Here is a 23,786-nt window from a genome sequence, read left to right as displayed (position 1 = left end):
TATATGTACAAGGTTATGAAGGTATACGTCCCTATCTTCTAATCGTTAATATGAATTAAGATATATTTCGTATTTTTGTCCCAGCCGAGGTCAAACGGAACGCGGTAGCGGTCGGCCGTATGGGAGTTCACCAAAGGATAGCCGTTGACATCATGCCCGACAAACACAGAAAAATGGTCCGTATCTCCGTCAATCGAATAACCGATTACATCGCCTGGCAACAGCTTTGCAAGGGCTCCATTCGGATGTTTTTCGCTTGCTTGGGATATCTCTGTAAACGTGCCCTTGGCAATTAATCTTCCATATCCGGAGTGAAGCAGGAAACGCTCGAACGCATCCGTTTGCACCCAAGCCTTCTTTCCGCCCCCCCGATACCCCCATACGCCCGTCATCCGAAGGCCGCCGCCTTCCTTTTTATCTCCAAGAACTTGAGAGGTAAAATTCGTACAGTCACCACCAAGAGGCGTATAATCCATATATTCCTTGTTGTATCGATTATTATTTCCGGCTCCCCAAGCCAGACCCGCGTACTTGTTGGCGTAAGCAACCGCACGCTCCCGGTTGTATCGCCCCTTTGATTTCGGCGTATAGTCCAGCGTGGACAAATGAGGAAATCCAGCAGGAGACTCCGAAATGAGATCCGGATTTTCCTCTAAGGGGTCCAAGAACCATTCTTTTTTTACGAGCCAGCCGTCATTCTCCTTTTTAATAGTCAGGGCGTGCCGGGTACCGACTCCAAATGATTGCAAGGGAAGATAAGATGCCTTATACTCGTAAGTTATTTTGGTTGATTGAACCAGGGTTACCGTCGCTTGGTCGCCGTCCTTTTTCAGGCGTCCGATCCGAATAGTCGGTTCGGCTGCTGCAAGGCGAAGCCCGCGTTTTTCCGCCCAGGCGTACAAGTATTTTGCCCGCCGCAGTTCCATTTGATAAGCATAACGGCTTGCGCCTTCGGTCTTTGTATAATACTTTTCTATAGTTTCCGGACGCTGATTGATTAAGAATTCGTTGCGGTCTTTATACAGCAAGGTTAAAAAATGGGTGATTTCTTCTTTATCGCTATCCTTCTTCAAAGGAAACGCGTAACCTTGCAATGGCGCTAACCCAATGATAAGAGACATGCCGATCAACAGAAATAAGCGCAGCACACTAAGAGCCCCCTAAAGGTTTTTCTAATTTCCACAACGGGTTCTTCATTCCAATAACCCCAATTGTTCGTACACCTTTCCCGAGACGACACCGTTTGGTGCCAGTTGATGATCGCGTTGAAATTGTTTCAATGCTGCCGTTGTGTCCGAACGGAACTTCCCGTTACATATTCCCTTGAAATAACCGGCGCTTTTCAGACGAGATTGAATCAACTGCACATCGCCTCCAACGTCGCCCTCCGCCAAATCTCTAGGCTGATGATCCTGATCTCCTAATACATGCCCGTTTATTTTGACCACGGTGCCAAGCGGAATCATATCGAATAATTCAATGACGTCGCGATTGCGCATGCGGATGCAGCCATGGCTCAAATGCTGTCCGATGGAGTAGGGCTTATTCGTGCCATGAATGCCGTAATTCCCCCAAGGGACATTTAATCCAAGCCAGCGAGGGCCGAAGGAAGGAGCCCAATCTTTCCCCTTATACACAATTTGGTATTCTCCGACAGGGGTAGGCGTGGACGGATTGCCAACGGCAATGGGGTATGTTTTGAATTTCTGTCCATGCACCCGCACAATCATTTGATGACTTTGAGGATAAATCTCTATCGTGTATATCCCTTGATTTGCGACGATCGGCAAGGGGGGGTCAGCATAGGCGGGAGAGTGAGTAAAGATCAACATGATTAAAGCGACAACGGCTGGACGAAGCGTAAGGTAAAGTAGGTTTCGCATGGTTTGTCTCCATAAGGAAATATTTCAATATGATGTAGCTTGTCCCCTTAACGGAGGTTCATGCATGATACTCCAAAATCCTGGAGTGGTGGCCCCAGTAATTTATAGTTAAATCTGAAAAGGGAGAGCCTAACACAAGAGGGGGCAGGCTCCCTTTTGCTTGAGGGTAAAAAAATACAATACATTTGGGTAATTCCTTCTAATAATTCGGATCTGTTTCCATATTATTTTAGTAGTAGATTATCCTTAGGCAGGTTTTCTCAAGGCTATTGGGATCTGGTCTTATGCTATAATGAATGATGCAATAACTTCGTAGAAAAAGGCTGTGAGTTCGTTGAGAATAATGACCAGGATTTTCCGACTCCTTCTGGATCCCTTTCAACGCAGTATTCGAAATAAACTGATTGTCACCATGATCGGTCTTTCTTGCGTGCCCTTGATCTTCATCTCTTTGTTGGCCGCCGAGAATACAAGAAGATCGGTTGAGGCGGAAGTCATAGAGTCCAACTCGTCAAAAATCAAATGGACTGCTGGCTATCTGGGAGAACGCTTTGAGCAAATGAACAATATCATCTACACGCTGCTTATAAACGAAAGCTACAACGAATATATCGCCAAGATGGGGGATGCCAACCCTTCAACTGCCTTTAACGCTCAAAAGGATTTTGTGAATGCGGTTACATCGATTTTTTATTCCAACGTCAATTATTTATCTGGTATCCATATCTATCTAAGCGATTCGAATAAACAATTTCTCGTTAACGGCAGCAATATGGAGGTTTTCACACCACCGCGGATCCCAGACCCGTTCAGGAATTTTCTCAAGAATCAAGGGAATTTCATCATTGAAAATAAAGACAATACCGGCTCCTTTTATTTAATGCGGACCATCAATAGGTTTGAAGACCGGAAACGACTTGGCGGCATTGCGCTAGAAATCAATTGGTCCAATCTAGACAATACCCTGAATTTACTGACTCCAGGGAGCGAACAAACGGTCTTCATCTCCAATCAACAAGGAGAAATGCTGTACTCCCTCGAAGGTCAGCCCGTTTCTTCCGATCAGTTAATCAACCTTCAAAACCAAATGAACGCCGAATCGGGTTATTTTCGAACGAAAGAAGATTATGTATTTTACGGCACCATCCCATTATGGAATTTGAACGTTATCAAAGTAATACCCAGCAGTTTTATTGATAACAGTGCGAGAAGAACTTGGCAGTATGCGGTCATTATCGGTGCGATCTCGACCCTTCTTTCCGTTCTCGTTGCGATTATGATTGCATGGAAAACATCGAAACCCATTGTAAAATTGGCCCGCTCCATGCAAGGCATAGTTCCTCTGAAAGAAGATGAAACTCCGCCCGTTACAAGGAAAGATGAAATCGGACTGCTGGAGATGCGCTATTACAATATGTCCAAAAGACTCAAAGAATATATCAAGGCGGAATACAGCATCAATTTGGAAAAAAGGACCGCCCAATTGAAGGCGCTGCAGGCCCAGGTCAATCCGCATTTTCTGCAAAATACGCTGCAGCTAATCGGCAGCATGGCGTTCTCCAAAAAACCCGATGAATTATATGATGTTATCCGCTCATTAAGCGACATGTTCCGATATATCATCCGGGATCCGGAAGAGCTGACAACGTTGAAGCAGGAGCTCGATCATGTTCAAAATTATTTATACATTCAGAAGCAAAGATTTACTTCCCGCATTACGACTCATATGTTCTTGGAACCCGGAGTTGAATCAAGTGCAATCCCGAAGCTTACTTTGCAGCCTATTGTGGAGAATGCATTCATTCATGGCTTGGAGAAGAAAACCGGAGTGTGGGAAATTCATATTACTGTCAAGCATACTGTGCAAGGCATCTTCATCTTAATTGAAGATAACGGGCTCGGCATTCCTGCCGAACATCTGAGTCAGCTTCAGTACCGGCTTGAGGCACAAACCGAACCGTTTTGGTCAGGCAGTGAACGGATCGGTTTGAGTAATGTGGCTGCTAGAATCCGCATGCATTTCGGTTCCCCATATGGGCTATCCATTGACAGTCAATTAGGCAAAGGGACCGCCATTCGTTTGCTATTGCCTAGGGAAAGGAGCGTCACTAATGATTAAGGTGCTTATTGTCGACGATGAAGAATTGAATCGGGACATCATTAAAAGATTTGGCAACTGGGAAGTTTATGGGATGAACATTGTTGGGGAAGCCGCCGACGGGCTGGAGGCGATTCGGTTCATTGTGGAATGGTCTCCCGATATTGTGATTACGGATATGCGAATGCCGGGCATGGACGGGACTGAATTGCTGCATTGGATCCATGAGCAGTTTCCAGCAATAAAGCTGATCGTGGTAAGCGGATATGACGATTTTGTATATATGAAGCAAGCGATTCTCTCGAAAGCAAAAGATTACTTGTTGAAACCGATTGATCCAATAGAACTGAATGCCATATTGCGAGTGTGCAGAGATGAGATAGAGTCTGACATGGCAACTGAGCAGGCTGGTGTGTTCGATATCGAGCTGATGAAGCTGATCAAAAATGCGATGCCTGCCATCGCTTCGTACTTTTCCGATCTGGATGCGGACAATGTTCGAGCCGCATTCCGACAGCTGGCAGCCCAAATCGATGCCTATAAACGATTGGAAGCGTTCGAGATGGAGCGCGTATATCAAGAGTATTTATTTTTACTGAACGAGCTGATGGTGAAAAACTTGGTTGATGGCGATCCCTTACCCTTAGAAGCATTCAGATGCTCTTCATGGGAAACGGTCGTGGAGGAATTGGCCAAGCTTTATGTTTCTAAGATCGAAGCCTTGATTCATCAACGGAAATACAAGAAAAAATTGAATTTGCAGGATATTAAAAGCTATATCGAAATCAACTTCGCAAGGCCGATTACGGTGGAGAAGATCGCCCAAGTTTATTTTGTCAGCTATGTTTATCTCAGCCGGGCATTCAAAAGCGAGTTTGCCATCAATATTACAGACTATATCCAAAAGCTGCGGCTGGAGAAAGCGAAGGAATGGATCGTCTTCAATCAGATTCCGATTAAGGCGGTAGCCGAAATGTGCGGTTACGAAGATATAGCATATTTCTACAGAGTGTTTAAGAAATATTTCGGGATTTCACCCGGAGAAATGCGAAAAAAGCAAGAGGGAAGTTAAAAAGGTGCAATGAAAGCGGTTAAATCTATCTAATTAACTTCTTCCGCTATTCATTTACAATCAAAACGTAATCTACTACAGGGAGGTCATAAGAATATGAGAAAAAGCTGGAGCATCGTACTGAGTACGGTGGTAGCGGTTTCACTGCTCGCTGGGTGCGCGGCAAAGGGCGACGGCACCGGGAATGCCGGGAATCAAGCCTCTGGAAACAGCGCGGCGCCGAAAGAAGAGACATTGAAGATTTTTCTGCCTCAGCCTCGATTCAAGGAGCAATACGACAAGTTTGTAGCCGATTTCGTAGCCAAAGTAAAAGCGGAGAAAAACATCGATCTCAAGGTGCAAATGGAGATGCCTCCTAGCGATCAAGCGCCGCAAATATTGAAAACAAGACTGGCGGCCAACGATGTTCCGGATGTGTTCTCCCTGCATGCGATCAATGAACTGCCCACCTACTATAAAGCCGGCTATGTAGAAGATCTGTCCAAACAGCCGTTCGTGGGCAAGGTTCTGGATAGCGTGAAATCGGCTGTCACCATTGATAACAAGGTGCTGGCCGTACCGCTTGAGACACTGAATTGGGGCTACTTGTACAACAAAGAAATATTTTCCAACCTTGGGTTGAAGCCTCCGGCAACCGTTACCGAGATGAAGGCCGTTATCGAGACATTGAAGAAAAATAACATCACGCCTTTTGAACTGGCCTATAAGGAAGCGTCACCGCCGCAGCTCTTACTTCCCTTGACGGTTGGCGCGTTGGTAAATACGGAAAACAAGGACTTCATTGACCGGATGAACAGCGACAAAGGATCGTTCTCGGAGATCAAATCTCAGCTGTTCGGCATTATTGACCTAGTTAATGCCAATGGAACCGATCGGGCGCTTGAAGTATCCCCGGCGGACGGCGCTGCGGCATTCGCGCAAGGTAAAGCGGCGATGTGGGTGATGGGGCCCTGGTATGCGGATACGATTCTGAAATCGAACCCGGATATGCAGATCGGCGTCGCACCGCTGCCGATCAACGAGAATCCGAACGCCACGATGATCAATATGAGCGCTTCCACTTCGCTCGTTGTCGCCACAGGCAGCAAAAACAAAGAACTGGCGTTCGATTTCGTGAACTTTGTGCTGGACGACAATAAAACGAATGATTTGTACAATAGCTTGAAGTTCAATCCGGTTGCGAAAAATCATACGTTCGATAGCTATCCGTGGGTTAACGAAGCGCTGACTCATATTAAAGCAGGCAAAGCTTATAAAGATCCGTCCATGCCGCCTGCGGTCAAGACCGAAGTCGGAAAGCTGCTGCAAGCGTACTATTCCAAATCGATTTCACAGGATGACGTTATCAGCGGATTGGACAGAGCTTGGAAGAATGCCAATAAGATCAACAATTAGTTCTGCAAACGAAATGGGATAAAGACAGCAGAAATGCTGTCTTTATCTCTTACTGGAGGTACACACAATGATGAAGAACAAACATCTGGTCTTGCTCGCATTTGTCGCCCCGGCATTCCTTACTTATTTTGTTTTGCTATTGATTCCAACTTTAGGTGGCTTTTACTACAGCTTTACGGATTGGAACGGACTCGCCAAAAGCTATCATTTCATAGGCTTAGACAACTTTGTTGAAGCGGTTACGGACGATCCTGAATTCCTTCATTCGATTTGGTTTACTCTGCAATTTGTCATTTTCATGGTCATCGCGCAGAATGTGATTGCGCTCCTGCTTGCGACTCTCGTTGAGTCGAGGCAGAAAACGAAAGGTTTTTTCAGAACAATCTTTTTTATGCCGAACATGGTCAGTTTGATTATCAGCGCCTTCATATGGACCTTCATGTTTACGCAAGTACTGCCTCAGCTTGCCGCCAAGACCGGCTTGTTGTTTCTAAATCAAGAGTGGGTCGGGAATCCGAAGGCGGCCTTTTTCTCCATCGTCATCGTTTCTTTATGGCACGGTGTCGGGTATATGATGATTATTTATTTGGCCGCCTTGCAGGGAGTGCCGCAATCTCTTCGAGAGGCTGCCATTATCGACGGGGCCAGTCCCGTTCAATCCCTTGTTCATATCACGCTGCCGATGATTACGCATGCCTTCACGATTTGCTTCTTTCTCACTTTGAATAGCTCGTTTAAGGTTTTCGACGTCGTCTATGGATTGACCGGCGGAGGACCGGGCAGGGCGACTCAGGTGATTACGATGAATATATTTGAAGAAGCATTTTCTAATAACTTCCGTTACGGGTATGCCAGTGCCAAATCGGCGCTACTCTTCATCATGATTATGCTGTTTACCTTTGTTCAGGTATTTGTGATGAAGAAGCGGGAGGTGGAAGCATGAGAAAGGCGAGGTTGGGCTCCATCGTCATTACCATCGTACTGTCGCTGTTTGCGATCGTTTCCTTTTTCCCTCTGTATGTGACTGTCTTGAACTCGTTCAAAACAGAGAAAGAAATGTTCAGCTCCATCTTGTCGTTGCCGACGGCTCTGCAAGTTCAAAACTACTCGGAAGCACTTCAGAAGACGCAATTGCTGTCGAGTCTTGGCAATACAGTGATTGTCTCGGTGCTCGGGATCGGCGGTATCTTATTGTTCGCTTCTATGGCAGGCTACAAGCTATCCCGAACGCCCGGAAAGTTGAGCAGCTTCATTTTCTTCCTTTTCATCGCTTCCATGCTGGTGCCATTCCAATCGATCATGATTCCGTTGGTGAAAACGACCAAAAGTTTATCGCTGCAAGGAAGCATCTACGGACTGGCCGTCATTTATATCGGTCTAGGCGTGAATATGGCGATTTTTTTGTACCATGGGTTTGTGAAGTCCATTCCGCGCGAGCTGGAGGAATCTGCTCATATTGACGGCTGCGGTCAGCTCCGGACTTTTACGACCATTATTCTTCCCTTGCTGCTGCCGATAACAGTTACCGCAGGTATACTGAACTTTTTGTGGATTTGGAACGATTTCCTCCTGCCTTTGCTGATGATTCAGGACACTAACGATTACACGCTCATTCTATCTACCAATAAATTATTCGGCGAATATACGAAAGACTGGTCATTGATTTTGGCGGCATTGGTGCTGACGGCGATTCCGGTTATTATCATTTATGCGATTTTCCAGAAATTTATTGTATCTGGGATAGCGGAAGGTGCGGTTAAAGGTTGAGAACGTGATCAATTAAAAATGTAAAGGACCGACACAAGTGAAAAACGGAATGATATATTTGTTGCCCATTGGATCAGCGATTTTATGGGGTGTGAGCTTTAATTTAGGGAAATTAGCCGTTAGTGCTATTGGTCCGATGAATGTTGTAGGCTGGAGATTTTTAATAGCAACATGTTGTTTGCTTTTTATTTATTACTTAAAGGAGAGGCCGACCTATCAGGAGTTGAAGTCTAATTTAGTCCATTATTTCTTTATAGGAGTAATTGGAATTTTCATGACTAACGCATTAGTTTTTAGCGGATTGGCCTATACTTCGGCAGTAAACACTGCCCTAATCACTGCAGCGAATCCAACTGTAACCTTAATTTGTTCATTTTTGATATTAAGGGAACGGATACACAGGCAACAAGTACTTGGCATGATCCTCTCCTTGATAGGAGTCTGGTTTGTAATTACGGCAGGTTCCATCACAAAGTTGAGTTCAGTATCTGTTGGAGATTTGTTAGTATTGGGTGGAAATTCTTGTTGGGCTCTGTACGGAGTATTAGGAAGAAAGTATTTAAAAGATAGCACTCCTCAAAAAACAACGGCACTTACTATGTTTTTTGGAGCCATTTGTTTTATTCCATTTATGAACTTCCCAATTGAGTTAAAACCTGATCATTTGGTTAACTTGACGGACGTTTGGCTTATTATTGGTTTCATCGCATTATTCGGTTCAGTGCTGGCCTATTTATGGTGGAACAAAGGCATATCCCAACTTGGAGTTACTCGCACGGGACTATTCTTTAACTTCGTTCCTATTACTTCCATGATTATGAGTATGGTAATGGGAGAGGATGTGCTAATCAGTCAAATAGCGGGAGCCTTTCTTGTTATTTCAGGCGTCATAATTTCATTAATTCGAAATAAAAAACAATTACAACTCGGCAGCTCAATAGAAAATTAATGTCAAGACCACATCCACGGAGGGTATGAAGTATGAGTTTATCTATGGGACTGCAGCTATATTCAGTCAAAAACGCACTCAGGCAAGATTTTATAGGGACATTGGAAAAATTGGCGGGCATCGGCTATAGAAACCTGGAAATGGTCATCCGAAAAACTAACGAAGGCTTAAGCCTAGTCGGCGGGCTGTCGCCGAAGGAAGTACGGGCACAGCTCGATCGGCTCGGGATGAAAGTGGTCGGCTGTCATACCCATATCAATGAAGAGACGGAATGGGAAGGGATCATCGAGGCTAACCATATGATCGGCAGCCCGGCCATCGGCTGCTCCGTTGCCTTTTTCTCGAATAAAGACGATGTGCTCCGATTTTGCGAATCATTCAACCGTTACGGCGAGCTTTGCAAAACGAACGGGCTGGGCCTGTATTATCATAACCATTTTCAGGAATTTCAGCAATTTGAAGGCGAGACTGTGATGGATATCATGCTGCACAACATGAAGAAAGATTTGATTCATTTCGAATTCGATTCGTACTGGGCAGTGAGGGGAGGAGCTGATCCGATCGCATGGCTTCATAAATTGGGGGACCGCTGCACAAAGCTGCATCAAAAGGATTTGCCGGTCACTACACAGCATGTGAACTGGTTTGATGTATTTGGAGCAACGAGCAACATTACGATCGACGAGCTGTATAAAACGCAGGATCCTGCCCATTTCTGCGAAGTCGGCACTGGCACGCTGAATATACGCGGGATTATTGAAGCAGCACGAAAGATCGGCTCCGCAGAGTATATTTTTGTCGAGCAGGACGTGACGACCAGAGATGAGGTTGAAGGCGTGGCCATCAGCTACGGCAATTTGGAGCGGTTATTGAAGGAAGTCTAGATCAACTTATGTCTATGTTTGTTTCATACAATCGTCATTGGAGCAGATAAGGGAAGGGTATGATAGGAATGGACAAATTGCTGTACGGCGTTGCCTACTATGATGAGTACATGCCTTATGATCGGCTAGAGATGGACATCGAGTTGATGAAAGAGGCAGGAATCAACGTGGTCCGGATCGCAGAATCTACCTGGAGCACCCATGAACCCCAAAATGGGGTTTTCGATTTCACCTCCGTGGATCGTGTGCTGGATGCCATGCATCGGGCCGGGATCCACGTGATTGTAGGGACCCCGACCTATTCAGTACCAACGTGGATGGTCAAAGAACACCCTGACGTTTTGGCGGTCACCCCGCAAGGTCCGGGAAAATACGGTCCACGGCAGATCATGGATATCACCAATCCAACTTATCTGTTTTACGCCGAGCGTATTATCAGGAAATTGATCAGCCGCGTAGCGAACCACCCGGCGGTCATCGGCTACCAGACGGATAATGAGACTAAGCATTACCACACCTGCGGTACCAATGTTCAACTACTTTTCATTAAACATATGCGAGAGAAGTTCAACAACCTCGATGCCATCAACCAAGCCTTCGGCTTGGACTATTGGAGTAACCGGATTAATGCGTGGGAGGACTTTCCCTCGTTGGTCGGCACCATCAACGGCAGCCTTGGTTCAGAGTTCGCCCGATTCCAGCGAAAGCTTGTCACGGATTTCCTAGCTTGGCATGCGGCTTTGGTGAAGGAATACAAACGACCTGATCAGTTCGTTACCCAGAATTTTGATTTCGAGTGGCGGGGTTACTCTTACGGGATTCAACCAGATGTAAACCATTTCGAAGCGTCAAAGCCCTTTGATATCGCCGGGGTGGATATTTACCACCCGTCCCAGGATGATCTGACTGGAATCGAAATATCCTTCGGAGGGGACGTGGCCCGCTCACTGAAGGGCGGCGCAAATTACCTTGTGCTTGAGACCGAAGCGCAAGCCTTCGCCCAGTGGACCCCGTATCCGGGCCAGCTTCGGCTCCAGGCGTTCAGCCACTTGGCCTCAGGCGCCCAAATGGTAGCATACTGGCATTGGCATTCGATCCATAATTCCATCGAGACATATTGGAAGGGTCTGTTAAGCCACGATTTCGAACCGAATCCGGTTTACCTGGAGGCTTGCACCATCGGCCGCGACATGGCGAAATTATCCCCGAAGCTGGTGAATTTCCGGATCAAGAATCGGATCGGCATTTTGGTTAGTAATGAAGCACTTACGGCCATGGAGTGGTTCAAACGGAACTTCTCTTCCACTTACAATTATAATGATGTGGTTCGACTTGTTTATGATGAACTATATAAGAGGAACATCGGGTGCGATTTCCTGTATCCCAGCAGCGAGAATATGGAGGATTACGATCTGTTGATCGTTCCCGCGTTATATGCTGCACCAGATGACCTTCTTCACCGGTTGAACCGGTTTGTGGACAATGGGGGACATGTGGTCTACACCTTCAAGTCTGGATTTACGGACGATACCGTGAAGGTCCGCACGTCCAAGCAGCCAGGGATCATCGGGGATGTTTGCGGAATCACGTACAGCATGTTCGTGGAGCCAAAGAAGGTATCCTTGAAGGGTGATCCCTACAAAGTCGGGGAAGAAAATAACCGAATCCATACATGGATGGAGCTTATTACCCCGTTAACCGCCGAAGTACTGGCTTATTACGACCATCCGCATTGGGGCGAATACGCTGCGATCACCCGCAACCGTTTCGGAAAAGGTACAGCAACCTATATCGGATGCTTCGTCACTCAAGCCATAATGGGTGAGGTGCTGTCGGAAACCGTGAAGCTGGCGGGCTTATGGGGCAAGGAGCAAGGGCTTGTCTTCCCGGTAATCACCAAGAAGGGTACAACCCCGTCGGGAAATACCATCCGGTTTTTCTTCAACTACTCTGACGAGCCTGTAAACATGGTATACCGATACCCGGCTGGCACCGAGCTCTTGAGCGGACAGACGGTTCAAACCGGGGACACGGTTGGACTGGAGCGCTGGGGCGTCCGGATTGTAGAATGCACAGCAGATTGTTAGATGAATGCACTCGTTATATCCACTTTGCGGGTAGTGTCAGCTTCGCCGGTACTACCCGAACTATGTGACATGGTTCAGAATAAAAAACGTTTCAACGGTCCCCGTTCCAGGCGCTGAAATTCCCTATAAAAAATGTTGGTTACACTATTGACGAAGAACAAGGACATTGAGATAATAATTAAGATTCCAGTTTATTACAACCCCTACTACTTTTTTTAATTTCCTCAATGAGCTTTACAGTATTATGCAAACCTTTGCGCATTTAGCTGAATAACCAGAACGATCTCCTGAATTTATAATAAAACAGTTTTCTTTCCTGATTCAGTCCAATGCTCATTAAATATGGAGAGGGGGTGAGAAAATAGAATCAACCTCTGAAGGGGGGCGAGAAAGAAACGACAAGCGTAACCTTGTCATGCTGAGCATGGTTTAATGATGTAAGCGTTGTCAAAAGGATTCTTTGCACTTGATAGGAGCACTACTTTAAAGCGACCACGTAATTAAAAAGCTCTGCTGGAATTTGTGCAAACGTTTTCTCACACAGTCTGCTAGTTTGAAGGTCGATTTTGCTGATTTATTTGGAAGCTAGTATGCCTTTACAAAGAGGAGGATGTACACTTGAAAGAAAGCATATCAAGGAAACTGTTTACTTTGCTTCTTGTATTTTCGATTTGTTTGAGTTTGTTTACGTTTACGGGCGGGGCAGTGGCCGTATCTAATACGAATGATCCAGTTACGCATGAAAATACGACAGCGGCAGCTGCCAATGGAAAATACGAGGCTGAAAATGCTGCATTATCAGACGGGGCTAAGCTAAATACCAATCACAGCGGGTACACCGGAACTGGCTTTATCGATGGATACGAAAATGCCGGTGCAACCACGACTTTTACCGTTCAGGCTACTTCAGCAGGAAGTTATGATGCAACGCTCCGCTATGCCAATGCGACAGGCAGTGCCAAAACGGTTTCCATCATTGTCAATGGATCAGCCGTCAAAAAGACGACTCTGCCAAATTTGGCAAATTGGGATACGTGGGGGGACAAAACGGAATCCCTTACGTTAATTGCAGGGAATAATACGATCACATATAAATATGATTCAGGAGATAGCGGAAATATTAATCTCGACTATGTAACCGTTTTACCCGGTGATACACCCCAAGCCCAAACCGGGTTAACGGTTCATGTCAAAAAACCTTCGAACTGGAATTCAGCGCTCAGAATCCACTATTGGAACTTGCTTCCGACAACTGTAGCAACGAGCGGCGCGTGGCCGGGCATTCTGATGAAGTCAGACGGCAACGACTGGTACAGCTATACGATTAGCGGGGCAGCCAGCACGAGCTTGATTTTTAATGACGGCAGCGGCAAGCAAACGGCGGATTTGACGCGCAGCGCCAAAGAAGGCTGGTATTACACCGATAACGTCTGGTATGATTCAAATCCGGAGGGCCCTAAAACCCCTGTGATTTCGGTCTCGCCCGAGCCGAAAACATACAGTACCCCCCAATCGGTGACGCTATCTAGCACCAACAATGGAGATAAGATTTACTACACAACGGACGGTTCTACTCCTACGACATCATCAACACTTTACACCTCAGCGATTCAAGTGGCATCATCGATGACCATCAAAGCGTTCGGAGTTAACGCGGCCGGTCAGGAGGGCAGTGTAAACAGCTTCGCTTATGTGATTGACCCCAAGACAACCGGGTTAACGGTGCATGTCAAAAAACCTTCGAACTGGAATTCAGCGGTCAGAATCCACTATTGGAACTTGCTTCCGACAACTGTAGCAACGAGCGGCGCATGGCCGGGCATTCTGATGAAGTCCGATGGCAACGACTGGTACAGCTATACGATTAGCGGGGCAACAAGCACGAGCTTGATTTTTAATGACGGCAGCGGCAAACAAACGGTGGATTTGACGCGCAGCGCCAAAGAAGGCTGGTATTACACCGATAACGTCTGGTATGATGTCAATCCAGAGAGTCCCAAAATTCCAGCGATTTCGGTCTCGCCTGAGCCGAAAACATACGACTCCGCCCAAACGGTGACGCTATCTAGCACCAATAATGGAGATAAAATTTACTACACGACGGACGGATCTACGCCTACGAGATCGTCAACACTTTACACCTCAGCGATTCAAGTTGCTTCAACGATGACGATCAAAGCGTTTGGAATCAATTCAGCCGGTCAAGAAGGAAGCGTGAGCTCCTTCGCTTATGTTATCGATCCGAATGCCGATACGCAGCCTCCTAGCATCACGCCAAATTTGCCGGTAGGACGCTCCGAGACAGCAGTAACGGTATCCTTTAACGTGAAAGATAACAAGCCTGCAACTACAACCGCGTACTATACAATGGATGGCACCGAACCGTCGAAAAGTTCCCCAACCTATATTGCCGGTAATGCATCGGCCGGCTTGACCGGACCGTCGATCCTGATTTCCAAGTCGACGACTATGAAATTCTTAGTTATTGACGGCGCTGGCAATCAGACAACGCAGAGCTTTGTCTATAACATTGGAAAAAGCGGAGGCGATTTCCGCGAGGACACGATTTATTTCGTTATTACTTCCCGATTTTATGACGGCGATCCGAGCAACAACGAGCATGCCTGGGATGACGCCAAAGCAGGAAATCCTGATTCAGACCCGGCATGGCGCGGCGACTTCAAAGGGCTAATTCAAAAACTGGACTACATTAAAGCCCTTGGCTTTAGCGCCATCTGGATTACGCCTGTCGTGCAAAATGCCAGCGGTTATGATTATCATGGATACCATGCGATTAATTTTTCCAAAGTGGACCCGCGTTATGAGTCGGCTGGTGCCTCTTACCAAGATTTGATTAATGCGGCTCATGCCAAAGGGCTCAAAATTATTCAGGATATCGTGGTCAATCATACCGGCAATTTCGGTGAAGAGAATCTGTTCCCGATGTTCAAGAAAGACCCGACTAAACCGGATACAGTCAATAACATGATCAAAATTACAGATAAGCTGCCTGCAAACTACGATTCTATGACACCCGAGCAGCAGTATCAGGCAAGACTCGCTTTGATGAAGACTGAGGGAATTAACAACAATATATACCATACCGAGAAAAGTCTTTCTTGGGAATCTTACACCGTACAAACGGGGCAGATTGCAGGGGATTGCGTGGATTTGAATACGGAAGACCCGAGGGTTGTCCAATATTTGACAGACACCTACAATAAGTATATCGATATGGGGGTTGACGCTTTCCGCATCGATACGGTGAAGCATGTGAGCCGTTATAATTTTAATAAATATTTCTTGCCTGCCTGGAAGGAAAGAGGCGGCTCGAACTTCTTTATCTTCGGCGAAGTGGCTACCCGCTATCGGGATGTGTGGAACAGCGGCATTCCGGCGATTTCGACACCATTCTATACTTGGAAAGAATCGAAATCCTATCCGGGCGACGGCAAGAATGACTACGCTTCCAACAAGGCGTCCGTTGAACAACATTGGGCAGACAACATATCGACAGCAGGACAACCGACATCGAACAACGCTTTCTTAAATGGAAACAACTACCATACGCCGGACTACTCGAAGAAATCGGGCATGGATGTGATCGACTTCCCGATGCATTGGGCATTTAAGACGGCAAGAGAAGCATTCAGCTTGAGAAGCGGAGACCAGTACTACAATGATGCAACTTGGAACGTAACGTACATCGATTCGCATGATTACGCGCCTGACCAAGCTCCGGAAAATCAAAGATTCGCCGGCACGCAGGATACTTGGGCGGAAAATCTGAATCTCATGTTTACTTTCCGGGGCATACCGGCGATTTTTTACGGCAGTGAAGTTGAATTCCAGAAAGGCAAAGTGATTGATGTAGGTCCGAACGCTCCGTTAAGCACAACGGGCCGCGCATATTTTGGAGAACGCATCGAAGGCAGCGTGACGGTAACCGACTACGGTAAGTATACGAATGCGACCGGTACGCTTGCGGAATCGCTCCAACATCCTCTGGCGCAGCACATCCGAAGCTTGAACCTGATCAGAAGAGCCATTCCGGCCCTGCAAAAAGGTCAGTACTCCACGGAGAATGTAAGCGGCGATCTGGCGTTCAAGAGAAGATTTACAGATACGGCTAAGGGGATCGACAGCTTTGTGCTGGTGACGATTTCCGGAAATGCGACCTTTACGGGAATCCCCAACGGAATCTATGTTGACGCAGTGACGGGCGATACCAAGACGGTATCGAACGGCAGCATCACGCTGGAGTGCTCCGGCAAAGGAAATGCAAGAGTGTATGTGCTCAATGGCAAAGGCAAAATTGGTGAAACAGGTGCTTATTTGAAATAAAAGGAATGAAGAGGGCCTTCGAGCCCTCTTTTCCGTCTATCTTTCCGCCCGAGAAAAGCCTTCTATTCGACGAAGATAAGGATGACTATGAACTTGAAGCCCCAGCAGGTAACTTCCTTACTTAATAGCGGGGCAATATTTGAAAAGCAATTATATCTATGCATAATTCCTGTAGATCAAGGAATAATGTAAGCAGATTATGGCAGCGAAAGGGGAGGGGAACCTTAATGTTCGATTTATCGGAGCTAGAGCATATTCATGCGGATATCCAAGCGGTGCTCGAAATCGTCTCGTCGTTTAAAGCTCGCATAGATGGTAAAGAAATTGGAATTCAAATTCTAAGAAACCGGATGGACGGTTACTTTTATGAGATCAGCCACTATTATCGGGGAGCGGATCAGGCTGATCTGGAGATTTCCGAGGAAAACCGTTTTCCTACCGTGGAAGCTGCAGTAAAAGGGGCACTTCGATCGGCAACGATGTTCTACCGGAGTACAGATGAAGGAGGATCCTGGGTAGCAAACAAGTCCAACATTCATTAATAGCACTAGTAAGCTAAGACAAGCACTTATGATTTAAAATGGTATTCATGCGACATTGCAAAGCCTGCCGGACATGTAGTTGTGACTCCGAATTATTTTAACATGTTGTTCAAAAGTCGCACGGGCAAATCCTTCATGGATACCCCGACAGATTTTACGCATTCAGGAAGCCATGCCTAATTTATTGCTGATTAAAATAAGCCTTTTTTAATGATACGTCCAAAAATTTAAAGTAGATTGGCATAAAGATAAATAAAGAGATCACGAAAATAGTTGCTTTCATGTAGTCCGGAACGCTAGAGAAGAATACAACATAAATGCAAATTATCGCAAATAACAGTTCGATTAATATGAATTTTGTGGGTATTACCCCTTTGAGCAGGATGTGATTTCTCACCACAAATAACCCCCCTCCTATTAGGAAAGACAACACAGTAAAGTACGAATAAAACTTTCCAGTTACTATATAAAACCAAAGTGGTCCATAGATAAAGAAATATGGCAGCAGGGTGTGCTTTCTGATTTTATTCCAAATCATTGTGCCCTCCACTTTATAAAATTGGTTTAAACAGCTCGCAACACAAATACCTTAAAAGGAGAACCCGAAAATAAAACCTCGGATTCTCCTCAATAGTATACTGTAAATGCAAACTTTTGTTAAATCACTCACTCTGTATCTATTACTGGACGAATGTCACCGGCATCGACCCTCATGGTACTAGAAACGAATACCTAAACAACCAGCAGCTTCGAACAGTTTATCGATGAGTTGGGCACTAATTGCTCAGGAAATACATAGGTGCCTTTTTATGAATACATCCTTTCACATACACAAATAATGTAACTAGTACGTAAAGGAGGCCAAATAATGAATAATCAACGGGCACAAGAAATTGCAGATTCACCTACCATGGTTGATGTCACTTATAACGGGACGCCAATCTACATCCAACATGTCGATGAAAAGAATGAAACTGCCAGAATTTATCCTTTGGATAATCCAGAAAACGAGCAAAGCGTCCCTTTAAGCAGTTTAGTCGAGCGATCTCAAAGGTTAGAGATGGGAGACATTAATATGAAATGCCCATCGATTAAATAAATAAAAAACTGGTGATGATATCAAATACTAAGCTATTGCAACCGAGAGTTGAATATCAACATGAGAAGGCAGCGGACCACATCGGACCGCTGTCTTTTCTCAATTAATGAGCAGAAATTGTTTAATCTCCCATCATTATGTACACATTTAGCAATCGGTGAGAAACCGAGCCTGCTTTTGGATGATAAAATGTAGAAAAAAGGAGGCTGCATATGGGACGTGTAATCCTGATGATGAATGTGACACTGGACGGTTGCTGTGACCATACGCAGGTGATTGCGGACGAGGAGCTACACCAGTATACAGTGGACCTGATGGACCAGTCCGATGGTCTGCTTTTTGGACGAGAAGTCTACCAGCTGATGGAAAGTGCTTGGCCAGCTATTGCCAGCAGCGGCGACGGACCTCAATTCATGGTCGACTTTGCTCGCAAACTCGATCGGAAACCCAAGTACGTCTTCTCGCGGACGCTGGATCACGTGTCGTGGCAGAACTCTTTCTTGTTGAAGGGGCCTGTTTCCGAGGAGGTGCCAAAGCTTACGACAGAAGGGAAGAGCCTAGTCGTTAACGGCGGTCCCGGCCTCGGTTCCACCCTGGCTCAACTAGGATTGGTGGATGAGTATCACTTCCTGGTACAGCCAATCGTTGCCGGACGCGGCCCCCAATTATTGGGTGGTGTTCGTGATCGTCTGAATCTTAAGTTGACCGGGACCAAACACTTCGGCTCCGGCGTCGTGGTGCTCCGTTACACGCCCGTTCGTTAACTACTTGGCTGATCATCGAGGCTTATGCGCTGCATGTATGGCTAACGGCGAACGCTAGTTCAAAGCGGCCATATTCAAGCACACATAAGAAGCAAGCTCGATTTAATATCTTCATAAACTCCGGTGTAACAAGACTTTTGTCTTACTCCAACATTGACGTTTATGACTACTGGGCAAATACCACAATGACAAAATTAACCTTGAGTAACCTAGACAAAGAGAAAGCACTATGGGATTTCCATAAGCTATCTCTTTTTTTCATACCTATTTAATTAACTCCACGGACAGTACGTGATTAACTGCCGGTAGGAGATTAAGCAATCCTTCGAGGAGTTTCAGTTCGGGAAGTTAGGTAATCCTGTTGGGAATTTTCAAGATAAATCTATTTAATAATGGTATATTATACCTGGATACCTTTCCTATCAACGTATATAAGTACCAGTTGACTTGTTGCTGTGATCGAAAGGGTATTACTAAAATATGGTTTCCAGGGAGGCGACCCATTTTGTTCGTGCGGGAATTAAGCAATAAAATCAGCAGGATCCTTGTATTTATCATGTTGTATAGCTTATTAATGCCAACAACATCACTCAGCACTCCAGTACCAATGAATACTTCGGATATTTCATACCCCCAGGAAGAATCACTTAACCTGCTAGACACAGAAGATAGAAATATGTTGGAGGACGGTTCAGTCCAGTCCGCCGAACAGGTAGATCGCAGTGAACCTACCACCAATTCAGTAGCGGGTACAAGAATCAGCAGTGAACCCACTAGCAAGAACGCCGCGTTGGCAACTACTCAATGGAAAACCGCAATGCCGACGGTAACAGGACATGTATACACAAACGGGATTACCTTGAGCGGAACCGCTGAAAAATCACTACAAAACAGATGGACCACGGTTTCGTTAACTACAAAGAACGGTACCCAACTCGAAGGAGCGATGGTTTCCGCCGACGGAACTTTTGTCATCTCACCCAAACTATATGACTCTAACGTAAGGTTAGCGGCAGGTGAGCAGCTGTACCTGACGGCTCAAGCTTATGACAAGCAAAAGAGCGATCCGGTAAAGCTCATCGTACAGGCTACACAAGGTCAAACGAACATCCCTTCAATCAGTCATAGTGTGTATGAAAATTCAAATCGAATTTATGGGTTTGCTGAGCCTGGTGCGCTACTTTCGTTGAAAACAACTAATAGCGCCAAGATAGAGACCGTTATAACCAGTACATACAATGGAAGCTATAGCCTAGACTTGTCTAGACAGTTGCTGGCGGGTGAGCAGCTGACTCTTACAGCAACTTTACTTGGCAAAGCAACGAGCAAACCCCTTTCGATCCTAGTCCAGCCGGTTCCAACGACTGCCACCCCGACCGTAATCGGTAACGTATATACGAACGGATTGGACCTTAAAGGGGCGACTGATGCTTCTCCACCGCAAACATCAACAACGGTTACGTTAACGAAAACGGACGGCACTACGCTTGCAAGCTTTAGCACCCAGGATGGCAACTATGCCATAGGGCCAGCTCTGCATAACTCCGGCGTTACATTAACAGCAGGAGAAGAACTTCACCTGATAGCTCAAGCGCATGGCCAAAGACAAAGCAAACCCGCTAAAATTACCGTACAGGCTACCCGCGGTCAAACCACTGTACCAACCATTAGCAGCAGTGTATATGAGGCTACCTATTCGATTGCCGGATACGCTGAACCGGGTGCGCTGTTGCAAGCAATAACGCGTACTGGCGAACATCTTGGTACAGTCATTGCTAATACTTACGGAGGTAATTACGACTTAGGTTTGTTTAGGCAACTGTCTTTTGGAGAAGAAGTGACACTTACAGCAACTGTAATCGGCAAAGCCACGAGCAATCCGTTAGTCATCACGGTTCAATCGACTGAGCCCAAATCGCATATACATGCCGTAACCGGAGCGGTATACACCAATGGAGCGACACTTACAGGAAGCGTTGGAGAAGCGATACCATACCTGAACACGGTTTCGTTAACCAAGAAGGACGGTACCTACCTGGCAAGTGCATTTGTTTACTACTACGATCGTTCATTTAAAATACATTCCATGTTTAAAGATTCCGAACTAACGGTTGGGGAAGAGGTATATCTGAATGCCGAGGAGTTCGGCGTGAAAAAGGGGAGTCCGGTCAGGCTGATCGTACAGCCTACTCAAGGACAAACGAAAGTGCCAACAGTCATTGGCAGCGTCTACGATTACTATGACCCGATAACAGGGTATGCAGAGCCGGGTGCTTTAGTTGTACTTACTAATGTCTATGGGCACACCATGACAACTACCGCTTCGGTATACGATGGATATTACAGCTTCTACTACTATGAGAGCACGGCAGGCAAAGAATTGACAGTAACTGCAACCTTGCTTGGCAAAGCAACAAGCAATCCGCTGTCCATTATTGTTCAAGCGTCTCCGCCAACGGCAATACCGACCGTAACTGGAGCGGTATACACAAACGGATTATTACTTTCAGGAACGGTTGAAAGATCGACATTTGGAAAGGTTACGTTATCCAAAAAGGACGGGACGTACGTGGATAGTTCCTATCTAAACCAGGATGGTTCATTTACTATGAATTGGCCTTATTGGGGTACAATTCCTAGGCTGATTGCTGGTGAAGAGTTGGAACTGGTTGCTCAAGAGTATGGCAGAAAACCGAGCGCTCCCCTAAAACTTATTGTACAGCCTACTCATGGACAGACGAATACACCTACTGTCATTGACAACGTCTATGATTACGCTTATTTTATTCGTGGGTACGCGGAGCCTAAAGCTGTAGTTACATTGTCACATCCCAATGGAAATACCATCACAGATAATGTTGCAGGACACGATGGATTTTACTACTTGTATGTTTCTGAGAAGCTCTTATTAGATCAGAAACTACTAATTACTGCAGAAGCCATCGGGAAAGAAAAAAGCAATCCGCTGCCGATTACGGTTCTTTCACCATACAAAACTACAAAGCCGACGGCTACAGGCAGCGTATATACGAACGAAGTAGCCTTAACAGGAACAGCGGAGCCGTCTATGGTCAGGTTAACCAAGAAGGACGGAACCATTGTGACAAGTTCACATGTAGGCCAAGATGGTATATTTAACCTTGCATTACACTTGACCGGTTCCAACATCACGTTAACGGCTGGCGAGGAGCTTTACCTGACAGCTCAAGCTAATGGGAAAAGCATCAGCGAACCGGCCAAAGTCATCGTACAAGCTCTTCAAGGACAAGCGGCTCCTGTTACGACAGACTTCGTGAATGACATGTTGATTACCGGCTGGGCCCCTCTTGGGTCGAAAGTTACCATCACAAATAGCACGTATGGACAAGTAGTTGCTGTTGTTGAACCATTCGCTGACGGTTACTTCATTGTCAATAATCCTGAATCCGTTCAAGTAGGAGATAGGCTGACGATGACCGCTACGATCCTTGGGCAAGCACCCAGCAGCCCGACCCAGGCAACGGTCCAAGCATCAACTCAAACGACCATGCCTTCCGTTACAGACAGAAGCGTTCTTGCCAATGGTTTTATCCATATTAGCGGCATAACAGAAGCCGAATCCGACTATAAGTGGACCGAAGTGATATTAACGAAGACAGATGGCACTTATTTGCATTCATTTCCCGTTTCGCCGTACGGCAGATTTTCCTATCGCGGCTTCTTGCACAACATTTCCGAACAGCTTACCGCCGGTGAAGAGCTGCTGTTGACTGCTCAAGCCATGGGTAAAAGAAAAAGCGAACCCTTTCGGATAACCGCGCAATAACCAGGTGATACCTGTCCGATGTACGAGAAACAGAATTGTAACATGTACCACCAACCTAATGTACTGAATAAGTCCAAGAAGCCGGGAAACTCCAAAACAAGAGCTCCCGGCTTTTCCATGTTAAAACCCTAATCCTAACGATTTTCTACAGAATTATTGGGTAGAGTTCGTGATCGTCTGAATCATAAGTTGACCGGGGCCAAACACTTCGGCTCAGGCGTCGTGGTGCTCCGCTACACGCATATTCGTTAACTACTTGGCTGATCATAGAGGCTTGTGCGGTGCAACCTCACATAAGAAACAAACTAGATTTAATAGCTTCTAAATGGGGGCAACTTCTATGAATCTAATTCGGATCGTCCAGGTCAACATCGGCGACGCGATGAACTCGTGGGCAAATCTGTTGCCAGAAATAAGGCCAGAGGGGCATCCGTGATGGAGTCGGTGAGCCGGCTGCGCGAAGGTAGTAATTCTTGTCACGTGTTGGAGATAACCAATTATGAGCGTCTGACAAATGACCGGACGAGCTGCAAACTTTTCCGGTTAAATTTTCACTAATTATATTTAAAGCCCTAAATAACGGAACTGAACGGTATCCATTGTCGATATCGTTTTTATGTTTTTGGAAACGACTTATTTCTTATTTGACTAAGAAAATGGGATATATGATATATGATACCAAATGAAGTGTATATCGACATAATAGTCCCCTTTAAAGAATCTTTATTATATAAGGGTTCTTTTGCTTGTTGAGGGGAGATAGCCCTGGTCAGTACCGAGAGAAACACATGATTAATTAGTGAAAGAAGTACGGTACAAACGACATTGGGTTTCCAAAGGTTAAAAGAATTCGTTGGCACATGGTGATGGAGGTTAAGTATGGATTTATCAAGACACTCATATTTATTGATCGTTCGTCTTTGGAGATCTTTGCAAATGATGGCGTTCTGACGATGACAAATCGTATCTAACCGGTCCTGCAAGTCTGGGGATCAAGATGTTTGCCAATGGAGAAGAGGGAATCGACGGTATACAAAGGTGGGTCCCAGTCTCTTGCGGAATTACTTCTTTTTTACTATAGTCCATGATAAGAACTT

15 protein-coding genes and 1 pseudogene are annotated in these 23,786 nt (G+C 45.8%); 14 read left to right on the top strand and 2 right to left on the bottom strand.

Features of this window, described 5'->3' with window-relative positions; all coding sequences use genetic code 11:
* Positions 1 to 38: 38 nt before the first annotated feature.
* Both GSF01_RS07120 and GSF01_RS07115 read right to left on the bottom strand, forming a co-directional pair.
* Positions 39 to 1,148, bottom strand: a complete 1,110-nt coding sequence (locus tag GSF01_RS07120) for an amidase domain-containing protein (protein ID WP_235941332.1) — start codon at positions 1,146 to 1,148, stop codon at positions 39 to 41.
* A 45-nt stretch (positions 1,149 to 1,193) separates the two neighbouring features.
* A complete protein-coding gene (locus GSF01_RS07115) occupies positions 1,194 to 1,832 on the bottom strand; it encodes a L,D-transpeptidase family protein (protein WP_235941339.1) in 639 nt (212 codons plus the stop codon).
* 394 nt (positions 1,833 to 2,226) lie between these two features.
* Between GSF01_RS07115 and GSF01_RS07110 the strand changes: the two genes are divergently transcribed.
* From GSF01_RS07110 to GSF01_RS30325, 14 genes and pseudogenes are all read left to right on the top strand, one after another.
* Positions 2,227 to 4,002: a cache domain-containing sensor histidine kinase gene (locus GSF01_RS07110; RefSeq protein ID WP_235941331.1), complete on the top strand. Its 1,776-nt coding sequence runs from the start codon at positions 2,227 to 2,229 to the stop codon at positions 4,000 to 4,002.
* Positions 3,995 to 5,053 carry a response regulator transcription factor gene (locus tag GSF01_RS07105; RefSeq protein ID WP_159882341.1) on the top strand — a complete coding sequence of 353 codons (1,059 nt, stop codon included), beginning with the start codon at positions 3,995 to 3,997 and terminating at the stop codon, positions 5,051 to 5,053. The genes GSF01_RS07110 and GSF01_RS07105 overlap by 8 nt, the downstream gene beginning before the upstream one ends.
* Before the next feature lie 96 nt (positions 5,054 to 5,149).
* Positions 5,150 to 6,448: an ABC transporter substrate-binding protein gene (locus GSF01_RS07100; RefSeq protein WP_159882340.1), complete on the top strand. Its 1,299-nt coding sequence runs from the start codon at positions 5,150 to 5,152 to the stop codon at positions 6,446 to 6,448.
* Between the two features lie 70 nt (positions 6,449 to 6,518).
* On the top strand, positions 6,519 to 7,391 hold the full coding sequence (locus GSF01_RS07095; protein WP_159882463.1) for a carbohydrate ABC transporter permease: 873 nt from the start codon (positions 6,519 to 6,521) through the stop codon (positions 7,389 to 7,391).
* Positions 7,388 to 8,215, top strand: a complete 828-nt coding sequence (locus tag GSF01_RS07090; RefSeq protein WP_159882339.1) for a carbohydrate ABC transporter permease — start codon at positions 7,388 to 7,390, stop codon at positions 8,213 to 8,215. Before GSF01_RS07095 ends, GSF01_RS07090 begins: the two co-directional genes overlap by 4 nt.
* 37 nt (positions 8,216 to 8,252) lie before the next feature.
* Positions 8,253 to 9,164, top strand: a complete 912-nt coding sequence (locus tag GSF01_RS07085) for a DMT family transporter (RefSeq protein ID WP_159882338.1) — start codon at positions 8,253 to 8,255, stop codon at positions 9,162 to 9,164.
* 32 nt (positions 9,165 to 9,196) lie between these two features.
* A complete protein-coding gene (locus GSF01_RS07080; RefSeq protein ID WP_159882337.1) occupies positions 9,197 to 10,048 on the top strand; it encodes a sugar phosphate isomerase/epimerase family protein in 852 nt (283 codons plus the stop codon).
* A gap of 68 nt (positions 10,049 to 10,116) precedes the next feature.
* Positions 10,117 to 12,135, top strand: coding sequence for a beta-galactosidase (locus tag GSF01_RS07075; protein ID WP_159882336.1), 2,019 nt, complete (start codon positions 10,117 to 10,119; stop codon positions 12,133 to 12,135).
* A 618-nt stretch (positions 12,136 to 12,753) separates the two neighbouring features.
* The gene (locus GSF01_RS07065) at positions 12,754 to 16,479 is read left to right on the top strand and encodes a chitobiase/beta-hexosaminidase C-terminal domain-containing protein (protein ID WP_407945748.1); all 3,726 of its coding nucleotides are present in this window, start codon (positions 12,754 to 12,756) and stop codon (positions 16,477 to 16,479) included.
* Positions 16,480 to 16,706: 227 nt separating this feature from the next.
* Complete coding sequence (locus GSF01_RS07060) at positions 16,707 to 17,021, top strand: hypothetical protein (RefSeq protein WP_159882335.1); 315 nt, start codon at positions 16,707 to 16,709, stop codon at positions 17,019 to 17,021.
* A gap of 868 nt (positions 17,022 to 17,889) precedes the next feature.
* Positions 17,890 to 18,063: pseudogene (locus GSF01_RS07055) on the top strand (small acid-soluble spore protein H); the annotation flags it as partial.
* Positions 18,064 to 18,332: 269 nt separating this feature from the next.
* The gene (locus GSF01_RS07050) at positions 18,333 to 18,884 is read left to right on the top strand and encodes a dihydrofolate reductase family protein (protein WP_159882333.1); all 552 of its coding nucleotides are present in this window, start codon (positions 18,333 to 18,335) and stop codon (positions 18,882 to 18,884) included.
* A 505-nt stretch (positions 18,885 to 19,389) separates the two neighbouring features.
* Complete coding sequence (locus GSF01_RS07045; protein ID WP_159882332.1) at positions 19,390 to 22,689, top strand: hypothetical protein; 3,300 nt, start codon at positions 19,390 to 19,392, stop codon at positions 22,687 to 22,689.
* 860 nt (positions 22,690 to 23,549) lie between these two features.
* Positions 23,550 to 23,660, top strand: a complete 111-nt coding sequence (locus GSF01_RS30325; RefSeq protein ID WP_159882331.1) for a GH32 C-terminal domain-containing protein — start codon at positions 23,550 to 23,552, stop codon at positions 23,658 to 23,660.
* Positions 23,661 to 23,786 lie beyond the last annotated feature (126 nt).

Source organism: Paenibacillus puerhi, assembly GCF_009846885.1.
Lineage (GTDB): Bacteria > Bacillota > Bacilli > Paenibacillales > NBRC-103111 > Paenibacillus_G > Paenibacillus_G puerhi.
Note: the sequence above shows the minus strand (reverse complement) of the source record. Positions and strands in the feature narration are given on the sequence as shown.